Source organism: Polaribacter sargassicola (genome assembly GCF_021991835.1).
Lineage (GTDB): Bacteria > Bacteroidota > Bacteroidia > Flavobacteriales > Flavobacteriaceae > Polaribacter > Polaribacter sargassicola.
In genome coordinates this window covers 607,610-623,036 of the sequence record NZ_JAHDAU010000001.1, presented here as the reverse complement: position 1 = coordinate 623,036, position 15,427 = coordinate 607,610, and the positions used below count along the sequence as shown (strand labels likewise).

Annotated in this window: 14 protein-coding genes; 4 read left to right on the top strand and 10 right to left on the bottom strand. The window is 29.2% G+C overall.

The window, feature by feature from the left end; genetic code table 11:
* The first annotated feature begins 3 nt into the window (after positions 1 to 3).
* Both KI686_RS02780 and KI686_RS02775 read left to right on the top strand, forming a co-directional pair.
* Positions 4 to 936, top strand: coding sequence for a siderophore ABC transporter substrate-binding protein (locus KI686_RS02780; protein ID WP_237587731.1), 933 nt, complete (start codon positions 4 to 6; stop codon positions 934 to 936).
* Positions 937 to 947: 11 nt separating this feature from the next.
* Positions 948 to 1,757 carry a siderophore-interacting protein gene (locus tag KI686_RS02775; RefSeq protein WP_237587730.1) on the top strand — a complete coding sequence of 270 codons (810 nt, stop codon included), beginning with the start codon at positions 948 to 950 and terminating at the stop codon, positions 1,755 to 1,757.
* A gap of 50 nt (positions 1,758 to 1,807) precedes the next feature.
* On the opposite strand, the gene KI686_RS02770 is transcribed toward KI686_RS02775, so the two are convergent.
* The 5 genes from KI686_RS02770 to KI686_RS02750 form a co-directional block, all read right to left on the bottom strand.
* Complete coding sequence (locus KI686_RS02770; protein ID WP_237587729.1) at positions 1,808 to 2,209, bottom strand: VOC family protein; 402 nt, start codon at positions 2,207 to 2,209, stop codon at positions 1,808 to 1,810.
* A gap of 149 nt (positions 2,210 to 2,358) precedes the next feature.
* Entirely contained in the window at positions 2,359 to 2,667 is a 309-nt protein-coding gene (locus KI686_RS02765) for a hypothetical protein (protein WP_237587728.1), read from the bottom strand.
* A 15-nt stretch (positions 2,668 to 2,682) separates the two neighbouring features.
* Complete coding sequence (gene cydB, locus KI686_RS02760) at positions 2,683 to 3,759, bottom strand: cytochrome d ubiquinol oxidase subunit II (protein ID WP_237587727.1); 1,077 nt, start codon at positions 3,757 to 3,759, stop codon at positions 2,683 to 2,685.
* Positions 3,760 to 3,764: 5 nt separating this feature from the next.
* The gene (locus KI686_RS02755; RefSeq protein ID WP_237587726.1) at positions 3,765 to 5,096 is read right to left on the bottom strand and encodes a cytochrome ubiquinol oxidase subunit I; all 1,332 of its coding nucleotides are present in this window, start codon (positions 5,094 to 5,096) and stop codon (positions 3,765 to 3,767) included.
* A gap of 76 nt (positions 5,097 to 5,172) precedes the next feature.
* Positions 5,173 to 5,757, bottom strand: a complete 585-nt coding sequence (locus KI686_RS02750; RefSeq protein WP_237587845.1) for a methyltransferase domain-containing protein — start codon at positions 5,755 to 5,757, stop codon at positions 5,173 to 5,175.
* A gap of 104 nt (positions 5,758 to 5,861) precedes the next feature.
* On the opposite strand from KI686_RS02750, the gene nadA reads away from it, so the two are divergent.
* Positions 5,862 to 6,857: a quinolinate synthase NadA gene (gene nadA, locus KI686_RS02745; RefSeq protein WP_237587725.1), complete on the top strand. Its 996-nt coding sequence runs from the start codon at positions 5,862 to 5,864 to the stop codon at positions 6,855 to 6,857.
* 4 nt (positions 6,858 to 6,861) lie between these two features.
* Positions 6,862 to 8,445 carry an L-aspartate oxidase gene (nadB, locus tag KI686_RS02740; protein ID WP_237587724.1) on the top strand — a complete coding sequence of 528 codons (1,584 nt, stop codon included), beginning with the start codon at positions 6,862 to 6,864 and terminating at the stop codon, positions 8,443 to 8,445.
* Here nadB and trxA read toward each other — a convergent pair whose 3' ends face one another.
* The 5 genes from trxA to KI686_RS02715 all read right to left on the bottom strand — a co-directional run bounded on the left by trxA (position 8,446) and on the right by KI686_RS02715 (position 15,363).
* Positions 8,446 to 8,745 carry a thioredoxin gene (trxA, locus tag KI686_RS02735; protein WP_237587723.1) on the bottom strand — a complete coding sequence of 100 codons (300 nt, stop codon included), beginning with the start codon at positions 8,743 to 8,745 and terminating at the stop codon, positions 8,446 to 8,448.
* 23 nt (positions 8,746 to 8,768) lie between these two features.
* Positions 8,769 to 9,401 carry a Crp/Fnr family transcriptional regulator gene (locus KI686_RS02730; RefSeq protein WP_237587722.1) on the bottom strand — a complete coding sequence of 211 codons (633 nt, stop codon included), beginning with the start codon at positions 9,399 to 9,401 and terminating at the stop codon, positions 8,769 to 8,771.
* Positions 9,402 to 9,730: 329 nt separating this feature from the next.
* Positions 9,731 to 11,059, bottom strand: coding sequence for a TolC family protein (locus KI686_RS02725; RefSeq protein WP_237587721.1), 1,329 nt, complete (start codon positions 11,057 to 11,059; stop codon positions 9,731 to 9,733).
* The gene (locus tag KI686_RS02720) at positions 11,046 to 14,246 is read right to left on the bottom strand and encodes an efflux RND transporter permease subunit (RefSeq protein ID WP_237587720.1); all 3,201 of its coding nucleotides are present in this window, start codon (positions 14,244 to 14,246) and stop codon (positions 11,046 to 11,048) included. The genes KI686_RS02725 and KI686_RS02720 overlap by 14 nt, the downstream gene beginning before the upstream one ends.
* A 4-nt stretch (positions 14,247 to 14,250) precedes the next feature.
* Positions 14,251 to 15,363, bottom strand: coding sequence for an efflux RND transporter periplasmic adaptor subunit (locus KI686_RS02715; RefSeq protein ID WP_237587719.1), 1,113 nt, complete (start codon positions 15,361 to 15,363; stop codon positions 14,251 to 14,253).
* Positions 15,364 to 15,427: the final 64 nt, after the last annotated feature.

The following is a 15,427-nucleotide window of genomic DNA, read 5'->3' as shown; positions in this document are numbered from 1 at the left end:
AAAATGAAAAAAAGAATTTTATTTTCTGCAACTATATTAATGTTGGCTTTAAGCGCCTGCAAAAACAACCAAAAGAAAACAGATGCAGATACTACACAAGAAACAATTTCAATTACTCATGAATTGGGAACAGTTAAAATAATTAAAAACCCTAAAAAAATAGTCGCCTTAGATTATGCTTCTTTAGAGAACCTAAAGGAATTAGGTAAATCTGTTGTTGGAATCCCAAAAAGCCATGTACCACAATATTTATCAGACTATAAAAATGATGAAAAAGTGGCAGATTTAGGAACGATGTTCGAAGTAGATTACGAAGAATTAAGTGCTTTAGAACCTGATGTTGTTTTTATTTCTGCTAGAATGAGAGCTAATTATGAAGAGCTTTCTAAAATTGCACCAACCGTTTTTTTACAAACAGACACTAATAACAACTTAGAATCTTTAAAGAAAAACCTATTAGTTTTTGGAGAAATTTTTGATAAAAAAGAAGCTGCAAATACTATTATGACGAATCTTCAAAAAAGAGTAGACACTCTTTATAAAAAAGTAAATAATACAGATAAAACAGCTTTAATGATTATGCATAATAACGGAAAATTTAGCGCTTTTGGTAAAGATTCTCGTTTTGGTGTAATTTATAAATTATTTGGTTTTAAAGAAGCGGTAAATAACATAGATGCTGCTCGTCATGGTCAAGCAATTTCTAATGAATTTATACAAAAAGCAAACCCAGATTATTTATTTATTTTAGATAGAAGTGCTGTAGTTAATAAACAAGCAACTAATAAAGAAGAAATAGAAAACAAATTAGTGCAAAACACAAAAGCATATCAAAATAAAAAAGTAATATACTTAGACCCAGAAGCTTGGTATATTTCTGGAGATGGAGTTACATCTTTCAACAAAAAAATAGAAGCAATAGAAGATAATTTGTAAATATTAAATTTATGAAAAATTCCAAGCCACCAATTGTACAAGGAGAATTTACTGTAAAACACAAGCAATACCTTACTCCTCATTTTATAAGAGTAGTTTTAACGGGTGATGTAAGTATTTTTAAAGATGCTGTTTTAGGAGATAATAACAAAGTTTTTATTCCGCCTAAAGGGGTTTCTAAATTGCACATGCGTTATTTTGATTCCGATAAAAATGAATGGATACTACCACCAAAAGAAGTACTACCAATCATGCGTACTTATACGCATAGAAATATAGATTTAGATAAAAAAGAGCTAACTATAGACTTTGTAAATCATGGAAAAAGCGGACCTGCTTCTGCTTGGGCTATAGATGCTAAACCTGGTTTTGAAATTGGTGTTGCTATGAAATTAAATAAAAAGAAACTTATACCTGATGCTAATTGGTATTTGTTGGTAGGTGATGCAACTGCCATACCTGTACTTAGCGTTATATTAGAATCTTTACCTAGTTCTGCAAAAGGAATTTGTATGATTGAAGTACATGGCAAAGAAGATGAACAGGTATTAAAAACAAAGGCAGATATAGAGTTTAAATGGTTCTATAACCCAAATCCAGAAAAAGGTAACTTTTTAATTGATAAAGTACAAAGTATTAATATTCCTGAAACAGAAAAATTTGGATATGTAGCATGTGAATTTTCATCAGTAAAAGAGATTAGAAATTATCTTCGTAAAGACTTAAATTGGTCTAGTAACGAGTTATATGCTTATTCTTATTGGAAAAGTGGTATCTCTGAAAATGAGTCTGCAAACGAACGTTTAAAAGAAAAAGAATAACGTTTAATAAAAAAGGCTATCTAAAAATTAATTTCTAGATAGCCTTTTTTTTAAGCTTTAAAATTTAACATCCAATGGATATTGTATTTATCGGTACATCTTCCATAAATAGCATTCCAAGAGGTTTCTTGTAACGGTGTATGCACAATACCAGAATCACTTAATTGATTAAAAACTTCGTTTAACTCTTGTTCAGAATCAAAATCTATTGCTAGGTGAATATTGTTTCCATTTGTAAGAGGCGTGTCTGGAGATGCATCATACATCATAATATGAAAGTTTTTAGATTTAATTTCTAAATGTTGAATTTTTTCTAAATAATTATCAGGAATATCAATTTTAGCTTCTTTATAAGTTGTTTTTTCTACAATTTCACCTCCAAAAATAGAAGTATAAAAGTTTGCTGCCTGTTGGCAATTTCCGTCAAATGATAAATATGGTCTAATTCTCATAATTCTTTTTTTAATTATTATCTACCAAATTTAACATTGTTATAAAATTTGTCTTAGCTCTTATAATTTAAAATTTAACTTATATCATTTAAGGTAAAATATTCGAACTTTTCACTAATAAAAAGAAAATATTAAACACAAAAAAGCAGCTAATTAGCTGCTTTTTTATTCATTTTATTATAAATATTTTTCACAAAAAAGAGTCCTAAAACTCCACCTAAAATAGAAACCAAACAATTGATTATAAATAACCAAACATAAAAAGTTTCGTTTTGCATTATAGACCAAGGATCAAAACCCAATCTGCCAAAAAGTTTGATTAAAAAGATAGACCCAAAAACACCAATTAATGTGTTTCCTGTAAAACCAAAAGAATATCTTTTTTTAAAATATCCGAAGGTATTTGCCGCAATAATCCCTATAAAAATACTAATTAAAGAAATTAAAGTACCTGTCATAACACATTATTTTACTTAATGTTCTCCGTAACCAACATCGTCCATTTTACCTTTAAAAACTTTGTATTGTATTACCATATAAACAGTTACCAAAACTGCTGCAATTACAAACCAATACACACCTACAGACAAACCGTACTCATCTGCAGCAACATTATACAAAGTTAAATCTGGATTTATATTATTTGTTGATGGCAATACTTTTGGGAAAATTGATGCTACTGTTGATGTTAATCCGCCAAATAAAAATAATGATGAAAACAAAAAGCCAAGTCCGTGTTTTTTAAATGATTTTACCTTAAACAAACCAAACAAGCCTGTAAAACAAATTATCGGAAAAATAATTAACCAAGGTTTTTCTATAAAATTACGAAATGGTTCTGGATCTATAATATGCCAAATAAATAACGAAATAATTACCAAACCTAACAAAACAAAATTCAAGTTAAAAACTACTTTTTTTAGTTTTTCATTGATATCAGAATTGGTTTTAAAAATAATCCAATTAGCTCCATGAATTGTTAAAGTAACTACACCAATAATACCTAATAATAACGTAAACCAATCTATAATACCTAATTGTTCTGCTTGCGGACTAAAAGTAGGATTCCAAAGTGGTAAAAAGAAATAATGTGCTTCTTGCGTAGAAACTCCGTTAACCACATTTCCTAAATTTACACCTCTTACTACGTTTCCTAAAGCAACACCAAAAAACAAGGCTAATAATAAGCTCGATATTCCAAAAGCTTTATCCCAAATGGCTTCCCACATTTTATTATGAATTTGACCTCTTAATTCTAAACCAATTGCTCTAAAAATCAGCAACCATAAAATCATCATTAAAGGCAAATAAAAACCACTAAAAGAAGATGCGTATAAAGTAGGAAAAGCAAAAAATAACACACCACCAGAAGCAATTAACCAAACCTCGTTAGCATCCCAAAAAGGACCAATTGCATTTGTTATTGCTTTTTTATCTTTTTCTTTTTTAGCAAAAAATAAATGAATAATTCCTGCGCCAAAATCATAACCGTCTAAAATTACATAAACAGCCAACATTGTCATTAAAACGATATACCAAAATAATTCCATAATTCTTAGTGTGTTTCTGGCTCTGGACCTTTGTTAATAATTTTACCTGCTAACATTAAAAATAACATTCCTAAAAGAAGATATAAACCAATAAAACCTAATAAAGTAAATAATGTATTCCCTGATGAAACTGTTGGAGATGCGCCTTCTGTTGTTCTTAACAAATCGAAAACCAACCAAGGTTGTCTACCCAATTCTGCTGTGTACCAACCTGTAGTATTTGCAATATACGGAAAAGGTAACATAAACATAATAGCCCATAAAATCCATTTTGTCTTGTATAGTTTTTTACGAAACAATTGTACTGCTGCAAGTAACATTAAACCTATAAAAATAGTACCTAAACCTACCATAATATGATAAGAATAATACAAACCAGGTACATTTGTTGGGTGTACACTTTTATCAAACTCATTTAAACCTTTAATTTCTGCATTCCAATCTTGGTAGGTTAAAAAACTTAATATGTTTGGTACAGCAATTTTGTTATCTAATTTCTTTTCTAACATATTTGGTTGCCCAATTAAAACAATTTCAGAACCTCCCTTTTCAGTTTCAAAAATTCCTTCCATTGCGGCAAAAGTTGCTGGTTGATATTTTACTACGTTTTTTGCTACCAAATCTCCCGTAGGAAAAGCCACTAATAAGCTAGAAATTAACCCAAAGACAACACCTGTTTTTACAAATATTTTTCCGAATTCATTGTGTTTATTATTCAATAAATAAAAAGCACCAATAGCAGCAACTACAAAAGATGATGTAACTAAAGAAGCAGCTTGATTGTGTAAATAAGAAGGCAATAACCAAGGATTAGAAAATAATGCGCCAAAATTATTTAAAACAAATTTTCCGTTTTCTATAATTTCATAACCTACAGGATGCTGCATCCAAGAATGTGTGGCAATGATTAAATAACCACTTGCCCAAGAACCTAAAAAAACGAGAAAACCGGTAAGAAAATGGAGTTTATGCCCTAACAACTTTTCACCAAAAAGAAAAAGCCCTAAAAAGGACGATTCTAAAAAGAACGAAAACATTCCTTCCATTGCCAATGTTTGTCCGATAATTCCACCAGTTAATTCAGAAAACTTTGCCCAGTTTGTACCAAATTGAAATTCCATAGGAATACCAGTTACAACTCCCATAGCAAAATTAAGTGCAAAAATTTTCATCCAAAATTTTGCAGCATCATTATATTTAACAATTTCTGTTCTTAAAAGCTTCCATTTAAAATACACAATCATCAATGATAAACCCATTGTTAATTGCGGAAATAAATAGTGAAATGTGATAGTAAATGCAAACTGCATTCTATCATAGAATAGCATATCTTCCATACCCTTATTTTGAAATATAAAAATACAAAAACAGCATCATTTCTCTGTAACATTTATTACAAAAAAAGAACTAAAATTAAGGTAATTTCATCAATTTAACAAACAACTCCATTTCTTGTCTATTATGATAAGAATTGTAACATTTCTCCATAATTTCTATAGAAAAATAAGATTTAAAATAAGAAAGATATTCTTCTTTTTTACCACCAAAAGGTGGATGATCTTCGTTTAATTTTGCATCAAAAAGCAATCCAACCAATTTTCCTTTCTTATTTAACAAGCTGTTCATTTTGTTGGCATATTTTTGCCTTAATTCTGGATTTATTGCACAAAAAAAGGTTTGCTCAACAATCAAATCAAAATCACCTTCTAAATCAAAAAAATCAGCATGAATTAATTGATGTTCTGGAAAATTAGAAACCCTCTTTTTAATATTATCTAAAGCACTTTTAGCCAAATCAACTACAAAAACATTTTTAAACCCGTTGTTAAAAAGGTATTCGGCTTCGTAAGAATTACCTCCACCAGGAATTAATATTTTTAGATTTTTATTGGTTAATTGATTAAAATATGTTTTTAATGGAGGTGAAATTATTCCTAAATCCCAACCAATTTTATTCTTTTGATATTTGTTTTCCCAAAAATCTTCCGATAAATTCAACATTTCTTACTTTATAGTTATAATTTAATAGAAAAATAACATTCATTTTCCTACCAACAAAATAGAGTTTATATTTGTACTGTGTTTCAAAATAGAACATTTTTATGGAAACTTTAATTACTGCAAAGAAAAATTTAAATACAAAAGGATTTTTAGATATTGAAACTCCTGATGTTAATTATGTAGAGGAAATTTTAAGGCTGAAAAAAGAAAAGAATGCAGTTCTTTTAGCACATTATTATCAAATTGATGAAATACAAGAAATTGCAGATTTTGTTGGTGATAGTTTAGCATTAGCACAACAAGCAGCCAAAACAGATGCAGATGTTATTGTTTTTGCTGGTGTGCATTTTATGGCAGAAACGGCAAAAATTTTAAACCCAACAAAAAAGGTTTTATTACCAGATTTATTAGCGGGTTGCTCTTTGGCAGACTCTTGTCCGCCAGAAGAATTTTCTGCATTTAAAAAACAACATCCAAATCATAAAGTAGTTACTTACATTAACTGTTCTGCAGAAATAAAGGCTTTAAGTGATATTGTTTGTACCTCATCTAATGCAAGAAAAATAATTGATTCTTTTCCAGAAGACCAACCAATAATTTTTGCTCCAGATAGAAATTTAGGTGATTATTTAAATAAAGAAACAGGTAGAGAAATGTTACTTTGGGATGGTGCTTGTATGGTACATGAAGCTTTTTCAATGGAAAAGTTAATTGACTTATACAAAGAACATCCAGATGCAGAATTAATTGCACACCCAGAATCTGAAGCTCACATGCTTAAAGTTGCCAAATATATTGGCTCTACATCTGGTCTTTTAAACCATGTAAAAAATAGCAATAAACAAAAATTTATTGTAGCTACAGAAGCTGGTATTTTGTATGAAATGATGCAAGAAAACCCTGATAAAATTATTATTCCTGCGCCAGCAAAAGAAGACAACACTTGTGCATGTAGCGAATGTGCGTACATGAAAATGAATACAATGAAAAAATTGTATTTATGTTTAAAACACGAATTACCTAATATTGAAGTTGAAAGTGAATTAGCAAAAAAAGCTATTTTACCTATTAACAGAATGTTAGAACTATCAAAATAATAAAATGACAGATAACAATAAGGTAATTACCTCAGATTTTTTAGTGATTGGATCTGGAGTTTCTGGGCTAACTTTTGCACTTAAAATAGCCACAAAACACAAAGATGCTAAAGTAATTATTGTTACAAAAGATTCGCAAAGTGAATCTAACACCAAATATGCTCAAGGAGGTATTGCCACAGTTTTTAATAAAAATGTTGATAGTTTTGAACAACATGTGCAAGACACTTTAATTGCCGGTGATGGTTTGTGTGATGAAGAAGTAGTTAGAATGGTTGTTGAAGATGCACCAAAAAGACTGCAAGAATTAATAGCCTGGGGCACACAATTTGATAAGAATGAAAATGGATATTATGATTTAGGTAGAGAAGGTGGCCATTCTCAAAACAGAATTTTACATCATACAGATATTACAGGTGCAGAAATTGAACGCGCTTTATTAACAAAAGTTAATGCCTTGCCTAATATTGAATTTTTAACGCATCATTATGCAATTGATTTAATTACCGAACATCAAGTTAAAAAGAAAAAAACAAAAAGAAACAGCAAAATTTCTTGCTATGGAGCTTATGTTTTAGACATTAAAAAATCTAAAGTTATTACTTTTATAAGTAAGTTTACCATTTTAGCTTCTGGCGGAAATGGTCAAGTTTACGAAACTACTACAAACCCAACAGTTGCTACTGGAGATGGTATTGGAATAGCATATAGAGCTAAAGCAGAAATTTCTGACATGGAATTTATTCAGTTTCATCCAACAGCTTTATACAATCCCGGCGAATATCCTGCCTTTTTAATTTCTGAAGCCGTTAGAGGTTTTGGTGCTAAATTAAGAGATTTTAATGGTAATTTATTTATGCATAACTATGATGAAAGAGAAGAATTAGCTTCTAGAGATATTGTAGCGAGAGCCATAGATAACGAATTAAAAAAGAGTGGTAAGCCACATGTATATCTTGATTGTACGCAATTAGATATGGAGAAATTTAAAGATCACTTTCCTAATATAACAGAAAAATGTGCTTCTTTAAATATTGATGTTTCTAAAGACTATATACCTGTTGTACCTGCATCACACTACATTTGTGGTGGTGTAAACGTAAATAAAAACGCAAAAACATCTATTAAAAAACTATATGCTTGTGGAGAAGTTACTAGAACAGGTCTTCATGGCGGTAACAGACTAGCTTCAAACTCTTTATTAGAAGGTTTAGTTTATGCACACAATGCTTTTGAAAACATTTCTAAAAAGTATAAAAAAGCAAAATTACCTGAAAATGTGCCTCAATGGAACGACGTTGGTGTTGTAAAAAACATGGAACAAATTTTAATTTCTCATGATAAAAACGAAGTTAAAACTATAATGACCAATTATGTTGGTATTGTAAGGTCTAACGAACGTTTAAAGCGTGCTGAAAAAAAATTACGTGTTTTATACGAAGATAATAAACGTTTGTATGATAACTCTGAACTATCAGTAGAGTTATGTGAGCTAAGAAACTTAATTACAACAGCTTATTTAATTACACAATTTTCTAAAAAAAGGACTAAAAACTGTGGAGGTTTTTACAGCCTAGATTGTATTTAATTATTCTGTAAACTTTTTTACCAGCATAATTAAATCGTTTTTTTGTACAACGCCAGATTGACGCCAAACTTGTTTACCTGACTTGTATAAAACTAAAGTAGGCACACCTTTTACTTGGTATTTTGCTGCAATAGCCTGGTTTTTATCTACATCTATTTTAATGATAGATATTTTTTCTCCTAAAGATTGTTTTACATCTTTTAAGATAGGACTCATCATTTTGCAGGGTCCACACCAAACAGCAAAAAAATCTACTAAAACAAGCTTATTTTGATTTATTATATCAGAAAAACTACTCATATTAAAAAAAATATCAACGTTAATTATAATTCTAAGACTTTAATACTGTTTCTAAAAAGTTTTATTTTATGTTCATTTTCTAACTTTTTTAATAGTCTAGAAATAACAACTCTAGAGGTGTGTAAATCTTCAGAAATTTGTTTGTGGGTAACTTGTAAAACATCATTATGTGTAACCATAGCTTTGTCTTTTAAATACTTAAAAAGACGTTCATCCATTTTTAAAAATGCAATTGTATCTACAGCTTCTAGCAACTCTTCCATTCTATTATGATAGCTCTGTAAAATATAATTTTGCCATGTTTTATATGTACCTAACCAAGTTGCCATGTTTTCTTTTGGCAACATAATTAATTCTACATCAGTTTCTGCAACCGCTCTTATTTTACTTTTAGATTGCCCCATACAACAAGAAAGTGTCATAGCGCAAGTATCTCCTTTTTCTAAATAATACAAAACCAATTCATCACCATTTTCATCTTCTCTTAAAATCTTTATTGCGCCAGAAATTAATAGCGGCATCGATTTTATATAATCACCAATTTCTATAATTATAGTATCTTGTTTAAAGCTTTTTTTAACACCAATTCTACCTATTTCATTAATTAGTTCTTCCTCAAAAAGGTAATCAAAACTCTCTTTAAAACTAGTATTCATTAAATTATTATTTGTAATGATTAAAGTTAAGTAAATTTTTAAAAGTAAAACTATTCATTATACTTTATTTAAACAAAAAGTCCGAGTTTAAAACTCGGACTTTTATAACTAAACACTACAAATAACCATTTCTTAAGTTTCTTATTTAATATTTATAAAAAAAGAAATACAGCAACAACTAGGTATACAACAACCAATGCAAAAAACCAATTAAGATCTTACCAAGCGTCTAAAAAACTATAAGTATGATTAAAAATTCACTTTCAATAAAACTATGGTTCAAAATTACAGAGAAACTTTAATTAGGTTTATGACAAAAATCAGTTTACTTAAAAATTAACATTTAAGATATCTCCACTTAGTTGTAATAATTGTAACTCTATTAATTTTGCATCAAATTTTGCATTATTTAAAGCTGTTTTTGCATTAATTAAATTAATTTGAGCTTGTCTAAACTCTATAGATGTAATTTGCCCTAATTTGTAACGCTCTTCTGTTCTGTCAAAATTATTTTGTGTAGTGGCTACATTTGTTTCTTGAGCACCAATTATAAATAATTGGTTTTTATAATTATCCCAAGTATTTTTTAAATTATTTTTAATGGTAATTTTTTGTTGCTCTAATAATATCTGTTGGTTTTCTAATGCAATTTTAGCATTTGCTATATTGGTTTTTGTACTTCCTCCATCAAATAAATTCCAAGACAAACTTAAACCTGCATTTAATCCGTTAGACGATGTTGCTTTTGGTTGAAAAACGTTTGCTATGTTTTCATTTTCGTTTTTATTCCACCCATAAGAAGTGGTTAAACCTAAAGTTGGTAAATAATTTGCTTTATTTATTTTAATATTAAACTCGCTAATTGCAATGTTCTTTTTATTTTGATTCAATAAAGAATTATTGGCTAAAGTTTTAGTTTCTAAATCAGCAAAATTTAACATTTCTGCAAAATCTACCTCTGTCTCTACCACATAATTCACTTCTTTTTCTATCCCTAAAATAATGTTTAAACCACGTTTTTCATTACTTAATTGTTGTTCTGCAGAAATTAAAGCAATACTATCATTATTAACATCAACCTCTGCATTTAACAACTCTAACCTAGTAGATTGACCGTAATCATATTGATATTTTGCACGAGATAATCTTTGTTTAGAAATGGTTAAAGCTTCAGACAGATTATCTTTATTTTCTGATAAACGCGCTATTTGAAAATACGAAGTAAACAACTGTAAATAGGTGTTTTCTATAGTTTCTTTAGCTTCTAATTCGGTTAAATTATATGTTTCTTTTAATTGCTGATAATTGTACTTTCTACCCAATCCATCAAAGAGGGTATAATCTAAACCAACAGAAGTACTATAAGACTTTGTAACGGCTCCAATTGTACTTGTTTCATCTCCTTGTTGTGGAATATTTGTTTGATTATTTCTACTATAATTTGCACCAGAAGAAACCGAAACCGTTGGCAAAAAACCTGTATTGTAAATACTTTTATTATTCTTTGCTACTTCTATATTATTATTTGCAATTTTTACTCCAAAATTATTTTCTAAAGTAATAACTAATGCTTCTTTTTTTGTTAAAATCTCTTGTGATATTCCTTGTATAGCCGATAAAAAAACGACCAATAATATTGTATTTTTAATGATCTTCATCTTCGTCAAATTTAGATTCTATAATAGCACTTTCTACTTCTTCTTTGGTTACATTATCGCCTGTTTTTAACCACTTAATTCCTACTTTTATAGAATTAGATACAGACAATAGTAATGGCAACATTACCAATGTTAAAATGGTTGCAATGGCAATACCATAAGAAATAGAAATTGCCATAGGAATTAAAAATTGTGCTTGTCTACTTTTTTCTAACATTAATGGGGCTAAACCTGCAATTGTTGTTAGAGATGTTAAAAATATTGCTCTAAAACGAGACTGCCCTGCAGCTACCAAAGCATCATCAAACAACATACCTTCTTTAAGGTAACTGTTAAATTTACCTATTAAAACCAATCCATCATTTACCATAATACCTACCAATGCAATAATACCCAACCAAGATAAAATGTTAATTGGAAAATCATGAAAATAATGCCCTAAAACAACACCAATCATACTAAAAGGAATCATTAAAAGTAATAAAATAGGTTGACTGTAAGAACGGAACGTAAATGCAATTACAATGTAGATTAACGCTAAAATTATCCATTTTAAATATTTTAAAGAATCTAAAGTTTTGTTTGCCTCTCTATTTTGCCCTTCGTATAATGGAGAAACAGAGTGATATTTAGAAGTAATTAGCGGCATAATATTTGTCTTAATGTCTTCTAAAATTTCTGTAGCACTTTCTTTAGGATCTTTTAAATCTGCAGAAACCTGTATTTCTCTTTTACCACTTAAATGGTTTATTGCAATATCTCCTCTTTTAATTTGATAATTTCCTATTTCAGAAAAAGGAATTCTTGTTCCGTTTGGAGCAACAATACGCATATCATCTAAGTTTTTAATAGATGCTCTATCTTCTCTATTATAACGCACCCAAACTTTAATTTCATCTTGTCCTCTTTGAAAACGTTGAGCTTGAAAACCGAAGAAACCGTTACGAATTTGCGCCATTACAGATTGCAAATTTAGTCCTAATAAATACGCATTATCTTTTAAAGTAATATTTACTTCTTTAATCCCAGCAGGATCATTATCAGAAATATCTTTTAATAAAGGATTGTTTTCTAGTTGTACTTTTAATTCTTCTTTTGCTGCTTTTAACTCTTCTATATTATTACCCAACAAAGAAACTGCAATTGGGTTTCCTCCAAAATTACCTCCAGAACCAAAGATTAAACTTTCTACTCCGTAGACTTTTCCTACTTTTTCTCTTAATGTATTGGTAATTTCTGGTGATGAAAACTCTCTGCTTTCTCCTGGCAATAAATTAATTGTTAATGTAGCATTTGCACTACCAGGACCAACTCTTTTTATAATATTTTGAACAACCTCTTCTTTACCAGATTGTTTATCTGTATATTCTTTACCAACAAGCCAAGCTTTTTCTTCTATTATAGAAATAATAGAATCTGTTATTCTTTCATTGGTTCCTTGTGGCATTTTTAGTGTTACTTGTATTTTATCACTTGCAATAGAAGGGAAAAATGAAGTTCTTACAATACCACCATTTAAAGATGCTATACTAAGTACCAATAAGGCAATAGGTATAGAAAAGGCAAATATTTTGTTTTGTAAAGAAAATTTTAAAAATGGCACATAAAATTTCTCATTTATTTTAGTTAAACCACCATCTGCAAACTTATTTATTTTATTAAAAAAGCCATCAAGTCCGTTGGCTTTAACTTCTTTACCATTTTCTAACTTTTTTCTGTTTAAAGCTTTAGAATGCGCAATGTGTGCTGGTAAAATAACTAAGGCTTCTATTAAAGAAACACTTAATGTTAATAGTACAATTGTAGATACTTCACTAAAGAAATTACCAATTCTTCCATCCACAAAAAACAACGTAGAAAAAGCGATAATTGTTGTTAAAATTGCAGAAATAATTGGCGGAATTACCTCTATTGTTCCGTCTATTGCTGCTTGTATTTTACTTTTTCCTAAATCGTAATAATGATGGTAAATATTTTCTCCAATTACAATTCCATCATCTACTAGAATACCAATTACAATAATCATCCCGAAAAGGGATAAAATATTAATAGTTACATCAAACTGAGATGCAAAAATAAACATTCCTAAAAATGCTACAGGCAAACCAAAAGCTACCCAAATTGCCAAACGTAAGTTTAAAAATAAAGCTAAAAAGAACAAAACAAGTAAAATACCAACAATACCGTTTTCTACCAAAAGCCAAGTTCTACCTTGTAAAGTTTCACTTCTATCATCAGTAATATCTAAATATACTTTTTGGTTTTCTTGATTAAATTTTTCTATGTACTCTTTAATCTTTTCTGCTGACGACAGTAAATCTTCATTATTGGTGTTACTAATAGAAATATCTATAGCTAAATTACCATTATAGTATAGCCTGTCTGGTGTTTCTGACCATGTATCTTTAACTTCTGCTATGTCTTTTAAACGAATTATGTTTCCGTTTGGTTCTGTTCTTACAATTAAGTTTTGCAGTTCTACACCGTAATAAGAACGATTACTTGCTCTAATTAAATAGTCTTCTTCTGGTGTTTTTATATTACCACCAGTTATTAAAAGGTTAGAGTTTTGTACAGCCGTTGCTACTTCTGCAAAAGATAAATTATAAGCACGTAAATCGTTTTCTTTAACTGCAATTTCTATTTCTTCATCTGGAAAACCAGAAAGAGAAACTTGCGAAATTCCTTCGATACCTCTTATATCATTTTCTATATCTCTTGCATATTGTTTTAAAGATTTTAGGTCGATATTTTCTCCACTTACAGTAAAACTAATTGTAGATCTTATATTTTCTACTTTTGCAATAACTGCTGGCTCCATACCAGAAGGAAAAGAAGGAACTCTGTCTACGGCATTTTTAACATCCGATAAAACAACATCTATATCTTTACCCTTTTCTACCTCTATACTTACTGTTGCAGAATTTTCGCTAGAAACCGATGTTACACGCTCTACACCAACAATTCCTTTTAAGTTATCTTCAATTTTTAAAACAACACCTTCTTCCATTTCTTGAGGTGATGCCCCAGGATACGCTAAAGAAATGCTTATTAACTCTGACTCTGTTAATGGAAAAAAAGACGATTTCATTGTAAAAGCGCCTACCAAACCAAATGCTACAAATGCAATAATAAATACATTAACAGCAACAGGATATTTTATAAAATAAGTAATTATTTTTTTCATGTAATTACTTTTTATTAATTTTTACAATCATACCATCAAAAGCACCAGGTAAAACTTGTGATAATATTTTTTGATTATTTTCTAAACCTTTTATCACCACATTTTCATCACCAAAATAAACAGGGTCTACATTTACCAGTGTTAAAATACTATCGTTTTTAACGGTATAAACTGCTTTATTGTTTACTAATAATTTTCTAGAAATTTCTATTGCATCTTTTTCTGATTTACCCACCAAGTTTGCCTCTAAAAACATACCTTCTTTTAAATCGTTATCAGAAATCTCTACATAAGCCTTTATAGTTTGTGATGTTTGATCTACTTTTCCGTTTACACGCACAACTTTACCTGTATAATTTTTTGTTTTTTCTAAATTAGTTAAAGCAACAGAGTTACCCACTTTTAATAAATCTGCAAATGCCGCATTTATAGAAACTTCCATTTCATAAACACCAGGTTTTATATATTCTCCTAATTTTTGCCCTGTTCTTACTAAAGTTCCTGGGCTTACTAATGCTTCTGTTAAAACACCTGTAAATGGTGCTCTTATTTGGTGTTTAGTTAAGCGTACTTCTAAATTTTTAACATTGTAATATGCTGTTAAAATACCTCTACCAGTAATAAAGTATTTTTCTTTATCCGAAGTAAAACTTGGTAATTTTGGAGTAGTTTTTTCTAAATCGAAACTCTGTAGATAGCTTTCCCATTTTTTAAATTCTGATGGATAATCTAAACGTAAATCTGGTAAAGTAGAAGTTATTAAATTATATAAATTACTTTTTTGAGATTGAATGCTTGCATAAAACTCATCACTATTTAAACTTAATAAAACCTCTCCTCTATTATAATTAGAACCCGCTTTAAATGGCTTATTAGATGTTTTTAAAAGACCTTGTACTTCAGAAAAAATTTCTATTTTATCTTTAGCAACCAAACTACCACTTGCTGTTAAAACAATATCAACTTCTTTATTATCAACCTCTTTAACAAATACAGATTTAATTTCTCTTGAAAATTTTGGTTTTGGTTTTGTATTATTATCAATTAAGAATTTTCCTAAAAATATAGCACCAATAGCAAGTGCTACCCCTAAGACAGATAGTATTGTTTTCCTCATAATTAGTTAGTTGTACTTTATAATTTAAGCTCTATAAAGCATTATAGTTTTGCAAATATAGTTT